Annotated in this window: 21 protein-coding genes; 18 read left to right on the plus strand and 3 right to left on the minus strand. The window is 65.2% G+C overall.

The features are described from left to right. Positions 1 to 42: 42 nt before the first annotated feature. From RZE79_RS31775 to RZE79_RS31820, 10 genes are read left to right on the plus strand one after another with little or no spacing between them, the layout of a single operon-like run. Positions 43 to 1,794: an FAD-dependent monooxygenase gene (locus tag RZE79_RS31775; RefSeq protein ID WP_319362221.1), complete on the plus strand. Its 1,752-nt coding sequence runs from the start codon at positions 43 to 45 to the stop codon at positions 1,792 to 1,794. Further along, on the plus strand, positions 1,791 to 2,345 hold the full coding sequence (locus RZE79_RS31780) for a VOC family protein (protein WP_319362222.1): 555 nt from the start codon (positions 1,791 to 1,793) through the stop codon (positions 2,343 to 2,345). The genes RZE79_RS31775 and RZE79_RS31780 overlap by 4 nt, the downstream gene beginning before the upstream one ends. Positions 2,346 to 2,369: 24 nt before the next feature. Further along, positions 2,370 to 3,374, plus strand: coding sequence for an ABC transporter substrate-binding protein (locus RZE79_RS31785; protein WP_319362223.1), 1,005 nt, complete (start codon positions 2,370 to 2,372; stop codon positions 3,372 to 3,374). A 10-nt stretch (positions 3,375 to 3,384) separates the two neighbouring features. Next, complete coding sequence (locus RZE79_RS31790; protein WP_319362224.1) at positions 3,385 to 4,164, plus strand: ABC transporter permease; 780 nt, start codon at positions 3,385 to 3,387, stop codon at positions 4,162 to 4,164. Between the two features lie 29 nt (positions 4,165 to 4,193). After that, a complete protein-coding gene (locus RZE79_RS31795) occupies positions 4,194 to 4,997 on the plus strand; it encodes an ABC transporter ATP-binding protein (RefSeq protein WP_319362225.1) in 804 nt (267 codons plus the stop codon). Then, positions 4,994 to 5,740 carry an ABC transporter permease gene (locus RZE79_RS31800; protein WP_319362226.1) on the plus strand — a complete coding sequence of 249 codons (747 nt, stop codon included), beginning with the start codon at positions 4,994 to 4,996 and terminating at the stop codon, positions 5,738 to 5,740. The genes RZE79_RS31795 and RZE79_RS31800 overlap by 4 nt, the downstream gene beginning before the upstream one ends. A 10-nt stretch (positions 5,741 to 5,750) precedes the next feature. Beyond that, complete coding sequence (locus tag RZE79_RS31805) at positions 5,751 to 6,533, plus strand: fumarylacetoacetate hydrolase family protein (RefSeq protein ID WP_319362227.1); 783 nt, start codon at positions 5,751 to 5,753, stop codon at positions 6,531 to 6,533. Positions 6,534 to 6,535: 2 nt separating this feature from the next. Continuing rightward, positions 6,536 to 6,919, plus strand: a complete 384-nt coding sequence (locus RZE79_RS31810; RefSeq protein WP_319362228.1) for a nuclear transport factor 2 family protein — start codon at positions 6,536 to 6,538, stop codon at positions 6,917 to 6,919. Positions 6,920 to 6,921: 2 nt separating this feature from the next. Beyond that, a complete protein-coding gene (locus RZE79_RS31815; RefSeq protein WP_319362229.1) occupies positions 6,922 to 7,530 on the plus strand; it encodes an NAD(P)H-dependent oxidoreductase in 609 nt (202 codons plus the stop codon). 24 nt (positions 7,531 to 7,554) lie between these two features. Next, positions 7,555 to 8,529, plus strand: coding sequence for a tripartite tricarboxylate transporter substrate binding protein (locus RZE79_RS31820; RefSeq protein ID WP_319362230.1), 975 nt, complete (start codon positions 7,555 to 7,557; stop codon positions 8,527 to 8,529). A gap of 137 nt (positions 8,530 to 8,666) precedes the next feature. Here the strand turns inward: RZE79_RS31820 and RZE79_RS31825 are convergent, their stop codons facing one another. Next, positions 8,667 to 8,894 (minus strand): hypothetical protein, encoded by a 228-nt coding sequence (locus tag RZE79_RS31825; RefSeq protein ID WP_319362231.1) that lies wholly within the window; start codon positions 8,892 to 8,894, stop codon positions 8,667 to 8,669. 15 nt (positions 8,895 to 8,909) lie between these two features. Beyond that, positions 8,910 to 9,194 carry a hypothetical protein gene (locus RZE79_RS31830; RefSeq protein WP_319362232.1) on the minus strand — a complete coding sequence of 95 codons (285 nt, stop codon included), beginning with the start codon at positions 9,192 to 9,194 and terminating at the stop codon, positions 8,910 to 8,912. Positions 9,195 to 9,667: 473 nt separating this feature from the next. Here RZE79_RS31830 and RZE79_RS31835 point away from each other — a divergent pair, with 473 nt between their 5' ends. Both RZE79_RS31835 and RZE79_RS31840 read left to right on the plus strand, forming a co-directional pair. Next, positions 9,668 to 11,719, plus strand: a complete 2,052-nt coding sequence (locus tag RZE79_RS31835) for a TonB-dependent receptor (protein WP_319362233.1) — start codon at positions 9,668 to 9,670, stop codon at positions 11,717 to 11,719. Positions 11,720 to 11,751: 32 nt separating this feature from the next. Then, positions 11,752 to 11,931 (plus strand): hypothetical protein, encoded by a 180-nt coding sequence (locus RZE79_RS31840; RefSeq protein ID WP_319362234.1) that lies wholly within the window; start codon positions 11,752 to 11,754, stop codon positions 11,929 to 11,931. Between the two features lie 15 nt (positions 11,932 to 11,946). On the opposite strand, the gene RZE79_RS31845 is transcribed toward RZE79_RS31840, so the two are convergent. Next, positions 11,947 to 12,729: a helix-turn-helix domain-containing protein gene (locus RZE79_RS31845; RefSeq protein WP_319362235.1), complete on the minus strand. Its 783-nt coding sequence runs from the start codon at positions 12,727 to 12,729 to the stop codon at positions 11,947 to 11,949. Positions 12,730 to 12,872: 143 nt separating this feature from the next. On the opposite strand from RZE79_RS31845, the gene RZE79_RS31850 reads away from it, so the two are divergent. The 6 genes from RZE79_RS31850 to RZE79_RS31875 are packed head-to-tail and all read left to right on the plus strand — an operon-like array spanning position 12,873 to position 18,807. Continuing rightward, positions 12,873 to 13,868, plus strand: a complete 996-nt coding sequence (locus RZE79_RS31850) for a tripartite tricarboxylate transporter substrate binding protein (RefSeq protein WP_319362236.1) — start codon at positions 12,873 to 12,875, stop codon at positions 13,866 to 13,868. Between the two features lie 3 nt (positions 13,869 to 13,871). Next, complete coding sequence (locus RZE79_RS31855; protein WP_319362237.1) at positions 13,872 to 14,666, plus strand: SDR family oxidoreductase; 795 nt, start codon at positions 13,872 to 13,874, stop codon at positions 14,664 to 14,666. Beyond that, positions 14,663 to 15,820 carry an acyl-CoA dehydrogenase family protein gene (locus RZE79_RS31860; RefSeq protein ID WP_319362238.1) on the plus strand — a complete coding sequence of 386 codons (1,158 nt, stop codon included), beginning with the start codon at positions 14,663 to 14,665 and terminating at the stop codon, positions 15,818 to 15,820. Before RZE79_RS31855 ends, RZE79_RS31860 begins: the two co-directional genes overlap by 4 nt. Further along, the gene (locus RZE79_RS31865; RefSeq protein WP_319362239.1) at positions 15,817 to 16,743 is read left to right on the plus strand and encodes an acyl-CoA dehydrogenase family protein; all 927 of its coding nucleotides are present in this window, start codon (positions 15,817 to 15,819) and stop codon (positions 16,741 to 16,743) included. Before RZE79_RS31860 ends, RZE79_RS31865 begins: the two co-directional genes overlap by 4 nt. After that, positions 16,740 to 17,987, plus strand: coding sequence for a CaiB/BaiF CoA-transferase family protein (locus tag RZE79_RS31870; protein ID WP_319362240.1), 1,248 nt, complete (start codon positions 16,740 to 16,742; stop codon positions 17,985 to 17,987). The genes RZE79_RS31865 and RZE79_RS31870 overlap by 4 nt, the downstream gene beginning before the upstream one ends. A 13-nt stretch (positions 17,988 to 18,000) precedes the next feature. Continuing rightward, positions 18,001 to 18,807 (plus strand): enoyl-CoA hydratase-related protein, encoded by an 807-nt coding sequence (locus RZE79_RS31875; protein ID WP_319362241.1) that lies wholly within the window; start codon positions 18,001 to 18,003, stop codon positions 18,805 to 18,807. The last annotated feature ends 93 nt before the right edge of the window (positions 18,808 to 18,900 follow it).

An 18,900-nucleotide genomic window follows, 5' to 3' on the forward strand; every position in this document is an offset into this window, starting at 1 on the left:
CATAGACTGACTGACAGTCAATCAATTAACAAACGGATTTAGATGGTGGCGAACAAATCAGAAGACACGACTGCTCCCGACTACGAGGTCCTGATCGTCGGCGGCGGGCCCTGCGGGTTGGCGGCGGCCATCGCGCTGGGGCGTTGCGGGGTACGCGCGCTGCTCGTCGAGAAGCACCCGTCGACGAGCTTTCATCCGCGCGGTCACGTCGTCAGCGCGAGAACGATGGAGATCTTCAGGACCTGGGGATTGGAGGAGGCGGTGCGCGCCCGCGGCATTGCCCACGACCGCAATCAGGGCGTCATCTTCGTGCGCTCTGTTGCCGGCGAGGTGATCGGCGAGATCCGAACGTGCGCCGATCGGCAGCGCAATCGACTCTTCGAAACCTACGGACCGAGCGCGAAGACATCCTGCCCCCAGGATGCGCTCGAGCCTGTTCTGCGGCGCGCGGCGGAAGAACAGGCCGGCGTCCATGTCATGTTCGGGACCCTGCTGGATGAGCTCGGACAGGATGAGCGGGGCGTGTCGGCGAAGATCACCACAGGCAACGGCACCACGCGCATCGTTCGCGCGCGCTACGCCATTGCGGCCGACGGCGCGCGTGGCGGCCTTCGCGAGCGTCTGGGCGTTGCTCTGGGCGGCGAAGCGGCGCTTGGCCATCAGATCGGGGTGTACTTCGAGGCCGACCTGTGGCCCTGGGTGGCGAATCGTCCCAACCTGCTTTGGTGGATCTACAACCCCGCGACCGTCGGCGTGATGATCGCGCTGGACGGGCGCCGCCGCTGGACCTACAACTTCGGCTACGACGCCAACAAGAACGCCTCGCAAGACTTCACCCCCGAGCGCTGCGCCGACATCGTCAAAGCCGCCATCGGTGTCGAGGACCTTCGATTGCAGGTCAAGGACGTTCGCGCGTGGCGCATGCAGGCGCGTATCGCCCAGAAGTTGCGCGTCGGGAACGTCTTCCTCGCAGGCGATGCCGCCCATCCCTTGCCACCCACGGGCGGGCAGGGAATGAACACGGCGATTGGCGATGTCCACAACCTGTGCTGGAAACTCGCGCTGGTCCTCAGGGGCGTGGCCGGCGAGCACATCCTCGACTCGTACGAAGTTGAGCGCATGCCGGTGATCCGGTTCAACGTGGCGCAGAGCGTGCGCAACGCGCGGCGCATGGAGTCTGCGGGTCTGGGCGGCATCATGAAGACGCCCGACGATTTCTGCGAAGACGACATCTCCCGCATGCGCGACGCCATCCCTGGTCAGCGGGATCACTTCGAATACCACGGACAGACCTTCGGCTACGTCTACCGCTCGGCTCTGGTCTTCGATGAGGGAACTGCGGCGCAGCCAGGAGACATCAACACCTATGACGCGAGCGCCGCGCCGGGCGCACGCGCCCCCCACTGCTGGCTGACGCTGCCCGAAGGCGGGCCCACGATCTCGACGGTAGATCTGTTCAAGGACCTGCGCTTCACCCTGCTCGCCGGTCGCGATGCCCAGCCATGGGTGCAGGCGTTCTCCAGGGCCACATCTGCGGCGGGCATCCGGTCACAGGCATTTGTCGTGGGTGCGCATCGCGACCTGCTGGACCACCTGGGTGCGTTCCACGACCTCTACGAAATCTCTCCGCGCGGTGCCGTCCTCGTGCGGCCCGATGGCCACGTGGCATGGCGCGCCAAAGACGCCATGCCACACGCCGACCGAACGATGGCCCAAGTGATCGGCGCTTTCGCATCGAGAACCGACAAGGGCAATTCAGAGCCTGCATCACAACATCAGGAGGTACACGCATGACTTCAGTCCCTGCCATCGCGACGAAATCGCCACGGCGCCTGGCTCATGTCGCACTGCGCACCAATCACCTGAGCGCGCTTGTCGACTGGTATTGCAAGGTTCTCGGAGCGCACGTCGCCCACGCCTCCGACAAGGTTGCGTTTCTGACCTACGACGATGAACACCATCGGATCGCATTGCTCGCATTGCAGGACTATCCGCCGCAAGACGCGACCGTGCGCGCCGGCCACTTTCACACGGCCTTCGCCTACGACTCACTGGCCGACCTGCTCGACAACTTCGTGCGCCTTCGGCAACTCGGGATCGTTCCCCATCGGGCGATCAACCACGGGCCCACGGTCTCCTTCTATTACGCGGACCCCGAGGGCAACCAGATCGAGCTGCAGGTGGACAGTTTTCCCGATGCCCAGGCGACCAATGCCTGGCTCCATAGCGAAGCATTCAGGCGCAACCCCATCGGAATCGAATTCGACGCGGACGAGATGCTGCAGAAGCTGCGCGACGGGGTTCCCGAAGTGGAATTGATGCGGCGGCCCGATTCCGACCTCTAGGTCATTCAAGCAAGGAGACAAGGCATGCTCAACAGGTACCTGAGGAACGCCGTCATCGGCGTGATCATCGCGGCGGCAGCGCTCGCCGCGGCCGCACAGCCCACGAAGGCGAAGCTGGTGCTTCCGGCCGTCTCCATTCTTTTCGCGCCGGTCTACATCGCGCAGGACGCCGGCTACTTCAAGGAAGCGGGCGTTGACGTGGAGCTCAGCCAGCTGGCAGGTCCGGCCGCGCTCAATGCGCTGATCGGCGGCAGCGGCGACTTCACCACGATCGCCGGCCTGGTTCAGCTGCGCGCGGCCCAGCGCGGCCAGAAGACGCTGGCAATCGCCGGTCTCCAGGAAAACGCGACCACCGAGATCGTGCTGTCAGGGCCCACGGCCGAACGCCTGGCCTTCGCCAAGACGCCGATGGACAAGGCCCGCGCACTCAAAGGCCTGACGCTGGCGGTGGACACGGCCAACGGCCTGCCTCAGGCCTATCTGCGATTCATTGCCAGGCAGGCAGGCATCGACGCGGACCGGGACATCCGCCTGGTCTTCATCGCGCCGCCGGGAATGGACGCGGCCCTTCAGAAGAAGGAGGTGGACGGGTTTGTCTTCTCCAGCCCTTTCACGCTGGAAGCCGTGCGCCGCGGCGCACGGCTGTGGATCAGCGGCCCCGGCGGCGATTTTCCCCAGGTGAATCCGACGACCTACAACGTGCTGGTCGCCCGCGACGGCTTGTGCCGCGGCGCCCCCACCACCTGCCGCCAGATGGTCGGCGCGCTCGACCGCAGCCTGGCGCTCATCACCGCAGAGCCTCAGAAGGCGCTGGCACTGTTGGCCAAGCGCTTCGACAAGATGGACCCCGAGCTGCTGAAACTGGCATTCGAGAGCTTCCAGCGCAACACACCCGCTCGCTCGATGCCGATGGGCAATGCGTTCGAGCGCACGGTGGACGTGATGTTCGGTCCGCAGGATGACAAGGCAGCGTTGAAGGCGCTCGCCAAGACGCTCTACACCGACGAGTTCGTCGGCTCCGGCAAGTAGGCGGTCGAAGATGACTCATCGTCGCCTGTGGACGGACAGGATCGTTCTGGCCTGCGTGATCCTGATGGCCTGGGAGATGGTGGGCCGCCTGCGAGGGGCCTACTGGATCAGTTCGCCGACGCTGGTGCTGGAGCGGATCTGGACGCTGGTGCTCAACGGCGATCTCTGGTTCCATGGCCGGTTCACGATCGGCGAGGCACTGGGCGGCTTTCTCCTTGGCGCGATTCCCGGCTGCGCGGTCGCGATGGCGCTGCGCCGCCATCCCTTCTCGCGCGCGGCCTTCGTGGGTGTCGCCGCCATCGGATATGCCATTCCCAAGACGGCGCTCGTGCCGTTGTTCATCCTCTGGCTCGGGGTCGGCCCCGGCGCGAAAGTCGCTCTGGTGGGCGCAGCGATCTTCTTCATCGTCTTCTACAGCACCCTGGATGGCGTCGACGCTGTCGATCAGAAGCTTGTGCTGTCGGCACGCGTTTTCGGTGCCACGGAATCGCAGCTGCTCAGGCATGTGGTCTGGCCTGCCGTCATCCCGTATGTGTTCGGCGGTCTGCGGGTGGCCGTGCCCTATGCCATCGCCGGTGCCATCGTGGGAGAGATCATTTCGTCGAACCGCGGCCTCGGCTACCTGGCGCAGTACGGCGCCACGGATTTCGACACCACTCTGGTGTTCGTCTCGCTCGTGACCGTGATGCTCATCGTTCTTTCGGTGAGCGCCGTCCTGTCCCGAATCCAGAAGCGCTTGCTCAGATGGCAAACCAACCCGTCGCAGGACGCGCATACCGTCGGAGCATGACCATGAAAAGAGACATCCCCGAAACAGCCATGGCCGATGTGGTGCTGCAACTTCGGCAACTGGGAATCTCGTACGGTCCGCGCACCGCCGACGAACGCCACTGGATCCTGCGCGATCTGGACCTGAGCGTTCGGGAGGGTGAATTCGTGACCGTCATGGGCTCCTCGGGCGCCGGCAAGTCGACGCTTCTGAACCTGGTGGCGCAGACGCTGCAACCCTCCGCGGGTCAGATCGCCTTTCGAGGAGAAGTCGTGGGGGGCGCCGACATGCGGCCCAACCCCGGCAGCAGCCGCCAGATCGGCTACGTCACGCAGGACGACAACCTGCTGCCGTGGCGCACCGTGTGGGACAACGTGATGTTTCCGCTCACGCTGGCCGGCAAGCCGTCGCCTTCAGAGGTCGATCGCGCGCGTCACCTGATCGACCGGGTCGGACTGTCGCAGTGGACGCAACATTTCCCGCATCAGCTGTCGGGCGGCATGCGCAAGCGCGCGTCCCTGGCCCGCACGCTCGCCTACAACCCGCCGGTCGTCCTCATGGACGAGCCTTTCGGGGCGCTGGACGCAGAGACGCGGGCGCAATTGCAAAGCGATTTGCTTGCGCTGTGGGCATCCGAGAAAAAGACGATTCTGTTCGTCACGCATGACATCAACGAAGCCATCGCGCTGGGCGATCGCATCATCGTGCTGTCGGGTTCGCCCGGGCGGATCGTGCTGGAGCGCCGCATCGACATCGATCGTCCGCGCGATCCGGAGCTGATCTTCAAGGCGCCGACGTTCGCAGGGCACTACGACGCCGTGCGCGATTGCCTTCGCAGCGCGTGCCAACCATGACAAGGAACGAGCTGTTTCTGGCCAAGGCGCTGGGCCTGGTCGCTTTCGCCGCCGTGTGGGAGGCCGCGAGCCGTGCGGTCGGCGACTACTGGGTCCCCGGCATCGGGCAGGTCGCCGCCCGGTTCTGGACGGAACTGCTCGCCGGCAGGCTGGTTGCCGACCTGGCCGCCACCGGTCACCTGCTACTGGCCGGCACGTCGGTCGGCGCCGTGTGCGGATGCGCCATCGCATGCATGCTCAGGCTCGCTCCGCGGCTCGACGCGATGGTGCAACCGTTCATCACGGCTGTCATGAGCATTCCGAAGCTGGGCCTGGTTCCGCTGCTCGTGCTCTGGTTCGGGACCGGATGGACGCCCAAGGTGATGCTGGTGGCACTGACGGTTCTGTTCATCGTCTTCTCGCTGACCTATGCAGGCTTGGCGACCGTGAACGCGCGCCTGGTCATGACGGCCAGGGTGTTCGGTGCCAGTTCGCTCCAGCTCACGCGACATGTCGTCATTCCGAGCGTGCTTCCCTTCATGTTCACGGGACTTCAGGTGGCTTTGCCGTGGGCGGTCAGCGCGGCGCTGGTTGCCGAGTATCTCGCGGCCAAGGTGGGGGTCGGGCACGGGATCGAGCAGGCCAGGCAACTGAGCGATTCGACCGGGGTGTATTACGGAATCGTCCTAGCGACGGCCCTGGTCCTGCTTTGCAACGGCGTGCTGGCTTGGGTCCGCAAGCTGGCCATCAAGGTTCAACCATAGGAGCGAGGACATGAAGATCTACAAGTTTCTGGAGGCGGGCAGACCGCAGTTCGGGGTGCTGGACGGGCCGGCCACCGTCCGTGCGCTGAAGGCATCGCCGTTCGAAGGGGCGATCGAGCTGGGTGAGAAGACCTGGCCCCTCGCGAGCCTGACTCTCCTGCCGCCGACGGTGGCGCACCCGCGCATCTTCGGCGTGGGACTCAATTACAAGTCCCACATTCTCGAGACCGGCCGCGGGCTGCCGGAGATTCCACCGCTGTTCATGAAGCCGGACACCGCCTTGATCCCACATGGCGAGCGCATCGTCTATCCGGAAGGCAGCACGATCGTGCACTACGAGAGCGAGCTCGTCGCGGTGATCGGACGCACAGCGAAAAACATCGAACGTGCGGACGCGCTGACTTACGTGCTCGGCTATACGTGCGGCAACGACGTGAGCGAACGCACGATCCAGCGAAAGGAGATGGCGATGGGCCTCATGACCATCGGCAAGGCCTTCGACACCTTCGCGCCGATCGGCCCGTGCATCGAGACATCGGTGGATCCTTCGAAGCTGCGAATGCGAGGGCGCTTGAACGGGGCTGTCGTCCAGGACTGCGACACCTGCGACATGCTCTTCGGAGTGGATGCGCTCGTGGCCTACCTGAGCAGGTCGATCACCCTGATGCCGGGCGATCTCATCATGACCGGAACGCCCGGCGGGGTGGGTCCGCTGCAGCCCGGCGACACCTTCGAGGTCGATATCGAAGGCGTGGGCGCGCTGAGCAACAACGTGGTCGCGCACAACACATGACCGTGACGGATCCCACCCTCGAATCGCAGGTCTTGGCGGCCGATGAAACCAGGTACCAGGCGCTGTACCGGCAGGACCTGGCTGCGCTCGAGCAGATGCTCGCTGCAGACTACCGCCATACCCACGCGAACGGAAAGATCGACGACAAGGCTGCCTTTCTCGCGTCCATCAAAGCAGGCAGATACCGCTTCGTCGATGCGCTGCGTTCCGAGCAATGCGTTCGGGTCTGCGGTCCTGTGGCGCTGTTGAGCGGCAAGACCCGCACGACCCTGGACATCGCAGGCCAGATCAAGGTCATGGACAACGCCTTCGTGACGGTATGGGCGCGGACCGATGGCGGCGTGAGGCTGCTGCATTGGCAAGCCACCAAGGTTCTGGAAGCCTGAGCATGCCGCTGCCAGAAGCCATCGATCAGGCGCCGAGGCTGCATGTCGTGACATGCAGCACCCGTGCAGGCAGGGCAGGGGACACCGTGGCCCAGTGGTTCGCCCGGGAAGCGAGCCGTTTCAGCAGGCTTGCCGTCGAACGCGTCGATCTGAAGACGTTCAACCTGCCCGTCTTCGACGAGCCACGGCACCCTCGGCTGGGCGAATACGCCCATGCGCATACGCGGGCATGGGCTGCAAAGGTGCAGGAGGCCGATGCCTTTGTGTTCGTCATTCCGGAATACAACCACTTTCCGCCATCGTCGTTTGTCAACGCGCTCACCTATCTGTCACGGGAGTGGCAGTACAAGCCGGCTGGTTTTGTGAGCTACGGCGGCATCTCCGGAGGCATCCGCGCGGTCCAGGCGGCCAAGCCGATGCTGTGCGCACTTCGGATGGTGTCAGTCGTGGAATCGATTGCGATTGCGGACATTGCGAGCCGCCTGGATCCGAATCGAAGCTTCGTGGCGACCGATGCCATCAACGCTGCAGTCGAGCCTTTTCTGCGAGAGATCGATCGCGTGGCCCGCAGCCTGCGGCCCCTGCGCGTCGAACACCCATCCGCCTTGTAAGCAGAAAAACCAGGAGACAGGTCCATGAAGAAAACAAGACGACACGTCGCGGCACTGTTGGCCACTGCAGCGCTCAGCGTTCCTCTGGCCGCGTTTTCGCAAGCCAACTACCCCTCCCGGCCTGTCACGCTGGTCCTGCCGGCGGCAGCGGGCACCGGCGTCGACATCATCGGTCGGCTCGGCGCTCAGAAATTGTCGGAGGTGCTCGGGCTGCCGGTGGTGGTCGACAACGTGGTGGGGGCCAGCGGCGTCATCGGCGTTCAGAAGGTCACGCGCGCGAAGCCGGACGGATACACGTTGCTTTTCGCATTCAATCAGACGATCACCATGAACCCTCACATGGTGGCCAATTTGCCGTACGACCCGCAAAAGGAGCTGGTCCCCGTTTCAAGATTCGCGGCCTCGCCGTTTGTGTGGATGGTCAACGCACAGGTCCAGATCAGAACCTTTGCGGACCTCGTGGCGCACGCGAAGTCGCATCCCGGCAAGCTTGCGATGGGCGTCACCGGATTTGCCTCGGCCGCCTATCTCGGTTCGCAGCTTCTTGCATACCAGACGGGGGCGGAAGTCCTGCCGGTGAACTACGCGGGCAACTTCAGCGCCGACCTGATGTCGAACGTGGTCCAGCTGTCGATGAGCCCTGCCGCACAGGTTCCGGCCCTGGTCGCCAGCGGCAAGGTGCGCGCGCTGGCGCAGACAGGCGCGCGCAGGGCCGAGGGGATGCCCGAGGTTCCAACCGTCAAGGAGACCGTGCCCGGCTTCGTGATCGATGGCTGGTATGCGGTCTGGGCCCCCGCCGGAACGCCCAGGGAAGTCGTCGCGATCTTGACAGACGCTTGGCGATCGGTGGCATCGATGCCCCAGGTCAAGGAGCGTCTTGCCGCGGTCTCGGCCGTCGCGGTGGGAAGCACTGCAGAAGAACTGAGCGAACTGACCCGCACCGAGACGAAGATGTGGGGCGAGGTCGTCAAGGCGCGAAGCATTGTGCCGGCGCAGTGATGGCGCTCTTTTTTCGAGAGGGAGAGGCGCTTGCAGCTGGTTGGGCGTTGAACTCCGCCAGCCTCGGACCGTAGGCTATTCTTTTCCTAAGTGTTGCAAGATTTTCTGCATTCGAGGCCTTCGATCCCAGAATTTCTTCACTGCAAGCGCTTCATCGCCATGTGCCGTCTTCTCCAAAGATCGGTCGGCAACATGGGTGAGTAGCGCCGCCTCCTGTCCCACCAGCAATCGACAGGATCAGCACCGACCCCGATGAGATCATGACGGTCGTAGATGTCGCGTGGCGCATTGCGTTGATCTGACATGGCTTCCGCGATTTTCATAGTCGTAGCCGCCAGCATGTCGTGGATGTACGACGTGACCAAGAGGGGCGCCATCCCCTATGCCGGCGGAGGGCTCACCATCTCCACCGGGATGTACTGACGGTTCAACTCACGCTGTCGCCCGGAGACTTCGACCTCGAAGCGCAGGTCGGTTCCTCCGATAGTTCGTCCGGCAAGGCGGGCTCGCACTGCCGTACCCGACTCCTTGGTGATCTCAGCCGAGATCTCCCGCATTCCTGCGTTGGCGCCTGCCGTCTTCAACATTTGGGGCAGACGCCCTTTGTTCGACTGCAGCGACAAAGAGGGATCGCGATCAAAGTCAATGTCCTTGGTCAGGCGCATGCTGCCGACCCCGCCCATCGCTCACCAAAGCGTCTGTCGGCTGGACGTATAGAGAAGTCATATCTCGCTAACTGAGAGTTATGCACTCAATACTACGAAGCTCGCGGGCCTCGACCGCTAACAGCGTCGCCCGTGCGGCCTTGAGTGCAAGTTCACGCCGATGAAAACGACAGCCGTCTTCTGCGCGGCGTACTCCACCCACTCTGCCTCTCGCGGCGGCATTGCTTCAGCAAAAAAGCATCGGAAGGTTTGTAATTGAGAATGAAACGCATTAACATTTCTGTCAGGAGAAGCTTAAGATGGTGGACAGGACAACAAAGCGGTACGGTGGGTGCGACGACTTCGCGGCCTCGCCTTGGATGACGATCGTGAAAGGGGCCCTTGCCGCTCATGCCGTCTTCGGTGCCCATGCGGCGCTTGCGCAGACGACGCCATCCGATCCGGCGCCAAGTGGGACTACCCCGGCGCAGGCGTTGCCCGCAATCACGGTCACCGAGCAACGCACTGCCATCGACGAAGCGCCGCCGGCCATCGGCGGCGGCCAGGTGGGCAGCGGTGCCCGCATGGGCATCCTGGGCAACGCCTCGGTCATGGAAACCCCGTTCAGCGTGACGAGCTACACCGCCCAGGCGATCGAAAACGAGCAGGCCCGTTCGGTCGCGGACGTGGTCTCCATGGACCCGTCGGTGCGCATGGGCACAGCGCGCTCGAACCTCAACGAGGACATCACGATCCGCGGCTTCAATGTTCCGAGCAGTGACTTCGCATTGAACGGCGTGTTCGGCGTGACCCCCTATTGGCGCGCACCGCTGGAGGCCATCGAGCGCGTCGAGATCATCAAGGGGCCTTCCGCCTCGCTGTTCGGCATGTCGCCTGGCGGCAGCGTGGGCGGTGTGGTGAATCTCGTGCCCAAGCGCGCGACCAGCGCGCCCATCACTCGTGTGACGGGCACCGCCTCGTCGGATTCCGTTCTTGGGGCGCATGTCGATATCGGACGGCGCTTCGGCCCAGACGAGGCGTTCGGCGTGCGCGTCAACGCCATGCATCGCGAGGGCGATACGGCGATCAAGGCTCAGTCCACAAGAGAAAGCCTGGGCGCCCTCGCGCTGGACTACAGAGGACGTGCCCTGCGCGCATCGTTGGACCTGGTGTGGCAGCAGGAGCGCATCGACAACGTGGTGCGGCAGTTCCAGCTCGGTCCCGGGCTGCTGGCCGTGCCACAGGCGCCGAGCGGGCGCTATCCCTACCCGGGCCTGGGCTGGTCCGACGCACGAAACGGGTCGGCACTGTTGAAGGTCGAGTACGACATCACGGAAAACATCACCGCCTTCGCCGGCTACGGCAAGCGCAAGCTGAACTGGGGGGCGATCGCGGCCAACCCCGTCATCCTGAACACCCAGGGCGACTACATGTACTTCGGTGGATGGCAGCGCATGCCTGTGGACAGCAAGTCCGTCGAGGCCGGCCTGCGCGCGAACTTCACCACCGGCCCCGTGGCCCACAACCTCGCGCTGAGCGCCTCCGAACTGGACCAGGAGCAGAAGCTCGGTTTCTACACCGGCTTTCCCGGTGGCAGCTCGAATCTCTATGCGGGCCTGCTCTTCCCGACGCCGTCGATCCGCGGCATCAGCAACCCGGTACGGCCCTACGTCGACACGAAGCTGCGCAGCGTCGCATTGGCCGACACCCTTTCCTTCATGGGCGACCGGCTGCAGCTCACGCTGGGTGTGCGCAGGCAGCAGGTGGGCGGACAGAACTACAACTACCTGACAGGCGAAAGCAGCGGCGCTTACTACAAGGAGAGTGCCACCACGCCCGTGGCCGGTCTCGTCTTCAAGGTGCGGCCCGGCGTTTCGCTCTATGCCAGTTACATCGAAGGGCTCTCGCGCGGTGAGACCGCTCCCATCAGTGCGGCCATCAGCAATCCGGGCGCGGTCATGCCGCCCTCCAAGTCCAAGCAAAAGGAGATCGGTGCGAAGTTCGAGCTCGACGGCAACATGACCGCTGCCGTGAGCCTTTTCGAACTGACCATGCCCAGCGCGGGCATCTCCGGCGCCACCTTCGGCGTCTTCGGCGAGCAGCGCAACCGCGGCGTGGAAGCGACCCTGGCCGGCGAGCTCACACGCGGCGTGCGCGTGATCGGCGGCATCACCTACCTGGACGGCGTTGTCGCCAAGGCGGTCGACCCGGCTCTTGAAGGAAAGAAGGCGGTCGGGGTGCCGAAGTGGCAGCTCAATCTCGGCGCGGAGTGGGACCTGCCCTTCGCACCCGGCCTGACGCTCAACGGCCGACTGATCCATACCGCCAAGGCGGCGGTGGACGCAGCCAACACGCTTCATATCCCCGGCTGGAGTCGCTTCGACGCCGGCGCGCGCTACACGACGAGGATCGGCGACAAGCCCGTGACCTTCCGGCTGAACGTGGAGAACTTCTTCGACAAGAAGTACTGGGGAACCGCGACAGCAGGCTATCTGTTCGTGGGCTCGCCGCGAACCGTCAGCCTCTCGGGCACCATCGAATTCTGAGCGCCCCGATGTCCACGCGTCGTTGAGTTCGGGTGCACAAGTCGAGCAGCCTGGCGTGCACGCTGTTCATGCAGCTGATGTGGCTGCCGCTGATCTTCCACGAAGTGATCGAACATCTAAGTGGCATGGCTCAGGCACCCGCGATGCCGCCCGGCACACCCAATCCGGTCCTGGATCCCGTCGCGAAGGCCGTACCGCTTGTTGTCGTGTAACCCGGCCGCTGGCGTTCACGTGCCTCTGGACTCGAGCCCGTTGCTCATCTCCTGGGCCAACACGCGCTTCCACTCCTCGATGATCGATTCGGTGACCATGGATGCGTGGGACGCAATGCTCAGCGCCAGGTGTGGCGCAGCGCCTGCGCTGGGCACGGCAGTGCCCATGCCGAAGCCGTCCGCCACCACCGTTCCCTGGCTCAAAGCGAAGCCCGTCTGGCGTGCCATGCGCACTGCGCTGCGCACGCTGTTGGGGTTCAGGCGAGGGTAGGGCCTCAGGCCGGGTGCGACGAGTTCGATGATCTGTTCGCAGTGCTCCTTGTCCAGAGCCGCCAGCAGCGCAGTGGCGCCGGCGCCCACGCCTAGCAGGCGGCGCTGGCCCACTTCCACCGGCACGAAGCGCATCAGTGCCTGACTGTCCGCCTTGGCGAGACACACCGCCTCGACACCGCTGCGACGCATCAGGTAGGCCGTGGCGCCCGTTCGGCGCGCAATCGCGCTGAGCACGGGTCGCCAGTGCGCCACTTCGAGCACGCTGGCTGTTGGCGCGAGGCTCAGTTCATAGACCAGCTCGCCCAACCGGTAACGCTTGTCCTGCTCCGGCGCGCAGGCCAGTCGTTCCTCGATGAGGCAGCGCAGGATGCGGTGCGCGGTAGAGCGGGCCAGATTGCAATCACGCGCCACCTCCGCCAGCGTGGCTCCCCCTGCACCGGCTTTGCCAAGCGCACGCAGCACGGCCGCGGCCCGGCGTATGGCTTGGGTTCCGCTGGCCGCGGCTGATTCGGTGGGGGTGTCCATCATATGGAACGTGAGGTGCCGTGATTTCCCTTGGCAACGGACCGGTGTGCTGGATGTCGTCGCACCGATGAGCCAAATTCGAAGCTTGAGTATCCCACCATGTGGATGAACCATCTTCCCGAATCAGCAAAAGGAGCACGATCATGGGCCGATCTTTTTCCAGTTCGCCTTTCCGTCGCCGCCGCAGTCTTGTGCTGGCAGCCACTGGCGCCGCACTGACCGGCATCACTTCCTGGCCAGCCGCAGCGCAGGGGACCTATCCGGACAAGCCCGTGCGCATCGTGGTGCCGTTCGGTGCCGGCGGCTCCGACTCGCTCGCCCGCGCGCTCGGTGAAAGGCTCGGCGTCCAGCTCAACCAGGCCGTGATCGTCGACAACAAGCCAGGCGCGGCGGCGCTCGTCGGCACCGAGTACGCGGCCGCACAGCCCGCCGACGGCTACACGATCCTGTTCCTCGGTGGCGGCAGCCTGACGCCGGTACTGGTCAAGGACCTGAAGTTCAACCTGCTGCGATCCATGCGGCCCATCGTCTGCGTAGCGCGCGGCGGCATGACGCTGATGGTCCCGGGCACGCTGCCGGTGAACAACTTCCGGGAGTTCGTCGACTACGCCAAGAAGAACCCAGACAAGGTCAACTTCAGCTACACGGCGGGCAGCATCCTGTTGGCGGGCGAGATGCTGAAGTCGCGCGCGGGCTTTCAGGCGACGCCGATCCCGTACAAGGGATCCACGCAGGTTGCCACCGCGCTGATTTCCGGCGAAATACAGATGGGCATCGACGTGCCGCTGTTCTACGTGGGCATGATCAAGGAAGGTCGCATCAAGGCGCTGGCGCACGGCGCGTCCGAGCGCTCCCCCTCTTTGCCGGAGGTTCCGACTTTGGCAGAAGTCGGAGTGCCCGACCTCACCTTCGCGTTCTCGTTCGGATTCTGGGCGCCGGCCACCACGCCCGAGTCCATCGTCAAGCGGCTCAATGCCGCGTTCAACGAAGTACTGAAGGATCCAGACATTCGTGCCCGACTCGCGCAAGCCGGCGTGATACCCGTGGGCGGTGCGCCGGAGGTCCATTCCGCCCAAGTGGCAGCCGAGCAGCGGATGTGGGCGCAAGCCGCAGCCGCGATCGGCTACAAGCCGGAGTAACGCATGTTTTCCTTGTCAGGCAAGACAGTCGTTGTCACTGGCGGCGGGCGCGGTATCGGGCGAGGCATCTCACTGGCCGTGGCGCGCTGCGGTGCCAACGTGGTGGTGAGCGGCCGGTCAAAGGATGCGTTGGCTGCCACGCAAGCCGAGATGCAAGAGCTGGGCGTGCAGGCGCACGCCGTGGCAGCTGACGTCACGCGCGCCGAAGACATCGCGCGCATCGTCGCCGAAGCGCAGCACCGGTTCGGTGCCATCGACGGCTGGGTCAACAATGCCGGCAGCGCAGCCCCGGGCGATATCGGCCCGCTGCTGGACGTGCGCGAAGACCAATGGGATCGCGTCGTCGACCTGAACCTGAAGTGGACGTTCTTCGCGGCGCAGGCTGCCGCTCGTGCCATGCCGCACGGCGGCTCCATCGTGAACATCACTTCCCGCAGCGCATCACATCCCAATCCCGTCACGGGCCACTACGGTGCGGCCAAAGCTGCCGTCGAAAACCTCACGCTCACGATGGCCGCCGAGTGGGGGCATCGGGGCATCCGCGTCAATGCCGTGGCGCCGGGGGTCGTGATGACCGAAGAGCTGGCCAAGGTGTTCAACACCGAAGGGAGGATCCGCCGCCAGGTGGAAACGGTGCCACTGCAGCGTTTGGGAACGCCCGATGACATCGGCCCGCTCTGCGCCTACCTGCTGTCGGACGAGGCGTCGTGGACCTCCGGTGCCTTGATCGCAGTCCATGGCGGCAGTCCTGTCCCCATGGGCTATCTGAGTTACCTGCACAAGGTGAGCAACGCATGAATTTCGAATGGACCACCGAACAGCGGGCGCTGCGCGATCGTGTGCGCACGCTGCTGGCGCGCGAACTGCCGCCCGACTGGGAACACATCAGCCGCCATGGCCCGGGGTCCCCGGCGCAAACGGCGTTCTCGCTGGACTTTTGCCCCAAACTCGCAGCCGAGGGATTGCTGGTGCCGCACTGGCCGGTGGAGCATGGCGGGCGCGGCGCCCCGGCCTGGGAGCACTTCATCCTCGGTGAGGAACTGTTCGCCGCGGGAGAGCCGCGGGGACCGCAATACATGAACGTCAACTTCATCGGCGCCACGCTGATGAAGTACGGAACGCCGCAGCAGCAGGCCCGATACCTGCCGGACATGGCGGCGGGGCGCGCGGTGTGGTGCCAGGGATTTTCGGAACCGTCGGCAGGATCCGATCTGGCCTCGCTGGCCACGCGTGCCATTCAGCGCGAAGACGAATACCTGATCAATGGCAGCAAGGTGTGGACGTCCTATGCCGGCATGGCGCAGACCTGTTTCCTGCTGGCGCGCACCGGGGCGGGCAAGGGTGGCATCGCGATCTTTCTCGTGCCGATGGATACGCCTGGCATCACGGTGCGCGCGATCCCTTCGCTGATCGGTCACGGCGACATCCACGAAGTGTTCTTCGACGACGTGGTGGTGCCTGCCACGGCGCGCCTCGGCGCAGAAGGCCAAGCCTGGGCCATCATCGGCTATGCGCTGTCGCTCGAGCGTGTGGGACTGGCACGCTATGCGTTCTCGCGCCGCGTACTGGATCGAATGGTCTGCGAACTCCAGGCGCGGGGCCGGTTCGCCGACACCCACGTACGTGCGCAGGCGGCCCAGGCGCTCGCCGCCTGTGAAGCGGCTCGCCTGCTCGTTTATCGGGTGGTGGACGAACGTGCCCGCGGCCTACCACCCAGCGCCGTATCCAATGTGGCCCGCGTGGCGGTGGTGAAGGCCGACCATGCGGTGTCGGACTTCGCGCTCGCACATTTCGGCGACGCGCTGTGCGGCGACGGCTGGCCGCTCGTGCAGGCCCACCATGAACGCGCGATCGCCGCTGGCATCGCCTCGGGCGCCGCGGAAATCCAGCTCAACCTCGTCGCGCAGGCATGGCTGCAGTTGCCGCGCGAACCCCTTCCGGAAAGCACATGAACCTGGAATTCAACCCCGACCAACTCGCGTTGCTCGATGCCGTCGAGCGCATCGCGTCGGCCCACGAGGCGCGTTCGGTGCTTGGTGCCAACCACTTCGAGTACTCCACATTGCTGCAGACCGACCTGGACGCCGCTGGCATCTTCGAGGCCGCAGCCGTTGAGGAACTCGGCGCTGTGGCTGCCGTGGCCATGATCCACCGCCTGGCAAAGCTGCCGCAGTGCGTGGAACTCGTTGCCGCGGCGCTGGTGTTGCCTCTTCTCGCCCCGGATCTGGCCCGCGCTTGCGCCGTGTTCTGGGGCCGCCGTGACGGACCTGCGCGCTGGCTGCCTGGCGCACGCACGGTGCTGTGCGTATGCGGCGACATCGTCGAGACCGCCATGCTCACGGATGCCGACGTTGCGAGTCTGGACAGCCCATTCGGCTATCCCGTGGGACGCTTGATCGAACCGGACGCGCTCTCGTGGCGCCAGCTCGACCTGGAGGCGGCCGAACTGCGACGGCTGTGGCGATTGGGCGTCGCGATCGAACTGACCGGCTGCCTCGAGGCGGCGTTGCACGCGGTGGCAGCCCATGTGCGCGACCGACGCCAGTTCGGACGCCCGCTGGGTGCGTTCCAGGCTGTCCAGCACCGGCTGGCCGCTGCGGCGGTGCAGGTGGAGGCTGGTCGGTGGCTTGCATTGCAGGCGGCACACAGCGGGTGCGACGCCGACGCCGCCTGCGCCCTGGCGCACGCTCAGGATTGCACGCCTGCCATCACCTACGACCTGCACCAGTTCATGGGGGCGATGGGCCTGACGCTCGAGCATCCGCTGCACAGATGGACCACCCGGGCCAAGATGCTGCGTGCTGACACCGGAGGCGCACAAGCGCAGCAGCTTGCGCTGGCAGCTGCTGTCTGGGACCTGGAGGTGACAGCATGAGTGACATCAACACCAGGCTGCCGCTCGCAGGCGTGAAGGTCCTCGATTTGAGCCGCATCCTGGCGGCACCGCTGGCCGCGCAGACCCTGGCGGACCTCGGGGCCGAAGTCATCAAGGTCGAACGGCCTGGGAACGGGGACGAAGCGCGCCGTTGGGGGCCCCCGTTCTTGAAGGACCCAGACGGCAATGACACGCGCGAGTCACCCATGTACCTGTCGGCGAACCGCAGCAAGCAGTCGATCACGATCGACATCGCATGCGCGGAAGGGCAGGACCTGGTGCGCCGTCTGGCCGCGCGATCCGATGTGTTGCTCGAGAACTTCAAGGTCGGCGATCTGGCTCGGTACAAGCTGGACCATACGTCTCTGCGCGCGCTGAACCCGCGACTCATCTACTGCTCTGTCACCGGCTTCGGCCAGACCGGCCCCAAGAGTCACCTGCCGGGCTACGACACCGTGTTCCAGGCGATGAGCGGCATGATGAGCGTGACCGGCCTGCCGGACGGCGTTCCCGGAGGCGGTCCCATGAAGACCGGTCCCAGCCTGGCCGACTTCATCGCCGGGCAGTACGCAGCCTCGGGCGTGCTGGCGGCGTTGTACGAGCGTGACGGGCCCAATGGCACGGGCTTGGGCCGGCACATCGACATCGCACTGCTGGACTGCACCATCGCCGCCCAGACGCATTCGGTCATGACCTATCTTGCAGCCGGCGTGGTGCCGCCGCGCCGCGGCACCGAAGGCAATGGCGGTCTGCCTTCGCAAGCGTTCGAATGCGCCGATGGCGGCATCATCGTCATCTGCGGCAGCGAGGCGCAGTACAAGGCGTTCTGCGGCGTACTGTGCCAGCCGCAACTGGCGGACGACGCTCGCTTTGTCAACAACTCGCAGCGGCTCGCGCACCGCCGCGAACTGGCCGACGTGTTCAATGCGCTCACCCGACAATGGCCGGCGCGCGAACTGTTGATCGCGCTGGAGGCCGCGGGCATTCCCAGCGGCCCGATCAACCACTATCCGGAGGTGTTCGCCGACCCGCAGGTCGTGCATCGCGGCGTGACCCAACGCGTACCGCATCCAACCGCGGGGGAAGTGACACTGTGCGTCAGCCCGATCCGCTTCACCGGCATGCAGCCGCCGCCATCCAAGGCGCCGCCCACCATCGGCCAGCACACCGACAGCATCCTGCGCGATGTGCTGGGGCTGGAACCCGCCGCCATCGCCTCGCTGCATGAGCGGCGCATCGTCTGAGGAAAACACGACGATGTACGACTACGAGACCATTCTTTGCGACGTGGCCGACGACAGCGTCGCGACGCTCACGCTGAACCGCCCCGCGTCGCTGAACGCCATCAGTCGGCTCATGGCCGACGAAATGACAGATGCCTTGGCGCGTCTTGCGGCCGAGGCGAGCCTGCGCGTGCTGATCCTTCGCGGCGCAGGCGAAGCTTTCTGCGCGGGCGGTGACGTGCGCGACATGGCGAGCCAGGGCACCCGCAGTTCGACTGAAGCACTGGACAGCATGGCGCGGTACCGCCGAATGACGCTCGCGCTGCATGGCTTTCAGCGGCCGGTGATCGCCGCCGTGGACGGCGTGGCCTTCGGCGCCGGGATGAGCCTCGTCCTGCTGGCCGATCTGGTTCTGTTGAGTGAGCGTGCAAGGCTTTGCCTGGTGTTCCAGCGCGTGGGCCTGAGCCCCGACTGCGCCGCTCTATATACCTTGCCTCGTCTGGTGGGCCTGCAGCAAGCCAAGGCCCTTGCGCTCTCGGCACGTGAAATCGGTGCGATCGAAGCGCAGGCCATGGGTCTGGCACTGGAAGTGCTGCCCTGGCAGAAGCTTTATGAGCGCGCGAACCAGCTCGCTACCGCGGTCGCCAAGGGCTCTCCTGCCGCACTTTCGCTGACAAAGCAGGCACTGGACGCGTCGCTCCAGAGTGACTTGCCAACCATGCTGGCGATGGAAGCCGCCGCGCAGGCAATCGCCCTGACAAGCGAAGACCATCGAGCGGCGGTGCGGGCATTCGTACGAAAAGAAGGAAATCGGTACGTCTGGCCTGCGCGGTCCGACTGACGCTGCACCGATGTCAGTAGCAGCCCGTCAGCCGGCAGCGCCTCTTGCTCGGCGGGCGCCTCGCGGGAACGGCGCGTGTGCTGACGCCGGGAG

This window comes from Variovorax sp. EBFNA2, from assembly GCF_033802765.1.
Lineage (GTDB): Bacteria > Pseudomonadota > Gammaproteobacteria > Burkholderiales > Burkholderiaceae_C > Variovorax > Variovorax paradoxus_H.

Excerpts from the sequence above, each read along its gene's own strand:
- RZE79_RS31775 (WP_319362221.1), top strand. The coding sequence starts at position 43 with ATGGTGGCGAACAAATCAGAAGACACGACTGCTCCCGACTACGAGGTC.
- RZE79_RS31780 (WP_319362222.1), top strand. The coding sequence starts at position 1,791 with ATGACTTCAGTCCCTGCCATCGCGACGAAATCGCCACGGCGCCTGGCT.
- RZE79_RS31785 (WP_319362223.1), top strand. The coding sequence starts at position 2,370 with ATGCTCAACAGGTACCTGAGGAACGCCGTCATCGGCGTGATCATCGCG.
- RZE79_RS31790 (WP_319362224.1), top strand. The coding sequence starts at position 3,385 with ATGACTCATCGTCGCCTGTGGACGGACAGGATCGTTCTGGCCTGCGTG.
- RZE79_RS31795 (WP_319362225.1), top strand. The coding sequence starts at position 4,194 with ATGGCCGATGTGGTGCTGCAACTTCGGCAACTGGGAATCTCGTACGGT.
- RZE79_RS31800 (WP_319362226.1), top strand. The coding sequence starts at position 4,994 with ATGACAAGGAACGAGCTGTTTCTGGCCAAGGCGCTGGGCCTGGTCGCT.
- RZE79_RS31805 (WP_319362227.1), top strand. The coding sequence starts at position 5,751 with ATGAAGATCTACAAGTTTCTGGAGGCGGGCAGACCGCAGTTCGGGGTG.
- RZE79_RS31815 (WP_319362229.1), top strand. The coding sequence starts at position 6,922 with ATGCCGCTGCCAGAAGCCATCGATCAGGCGCCGAGGCTGCATGTCGTG.
- RZE79_RS31820 (WP_319362230.1), top strand. The coding sequence starts at position 7,555 with ATGAAGAAAACAAGACGACACGTCGCGGCACTGTTGGCCACTGCAGCG.
- RZE79_RS31830 (WP_319362232.1), bottom strand. The coding sequence starts at position 9,194 with ATGCGCCTGACCAAGGACATTGACTTTGATCGCGATCCCTCTTTGTCG.
- RZE79_RS31845 (WP_319362235.1), bottom strand. The coding sequence starts at position 12,729 with ATGGACACCCCCACCGAATCAGCCGCGGCCAGCGGAACCCAAGCCATA.
- RZE79_RS31850 (WP_319362236.1), top strand. The coding sequence starts at position 12,873 with ATGGGCCGATCTTTTTCCAGTTCGCCTTTCCGTCGCCGCCGCAGTCTT.
- RZE79_RS31855 (WP_319362237.1), top strand. The coding sequence starts at position 13,872 with ATGTTTTCCTTGTCAGGCAAGACAGTCGTTGTCACTGGCGGCGGGCGC.
- RZE79_RS31860 (WP_319362238.1), top strand. The coding sequence starts at position 14,663 with ATGAATTTCGAATGGACCACCGAACAGCGGGCGCTGCGCGATCGTGTG.
- RZE79_RS31865 (WP_319362239.1), top strand. The coding sequence starts at position 15,817 with ATGAACCTGGAATTCAACCCCGACCAACTCGCGTTGCTCGATGCCGTC.
- RZE79_RS31870 (WP_319362240.1), top strand. The coding sequence starts at position 16,740 with ATGAGTGACATCAACACCAGGCTGCCGCTCGCAGGCGTGAAGGTCCTC.
- RZE79_RS31875 (WP_319362241.1), top strand. The coding sequence starts at position 18,001 with ATGTACGACTACGAGACCATTCTTTGCGACGTGGCCGACGACAGCGTC.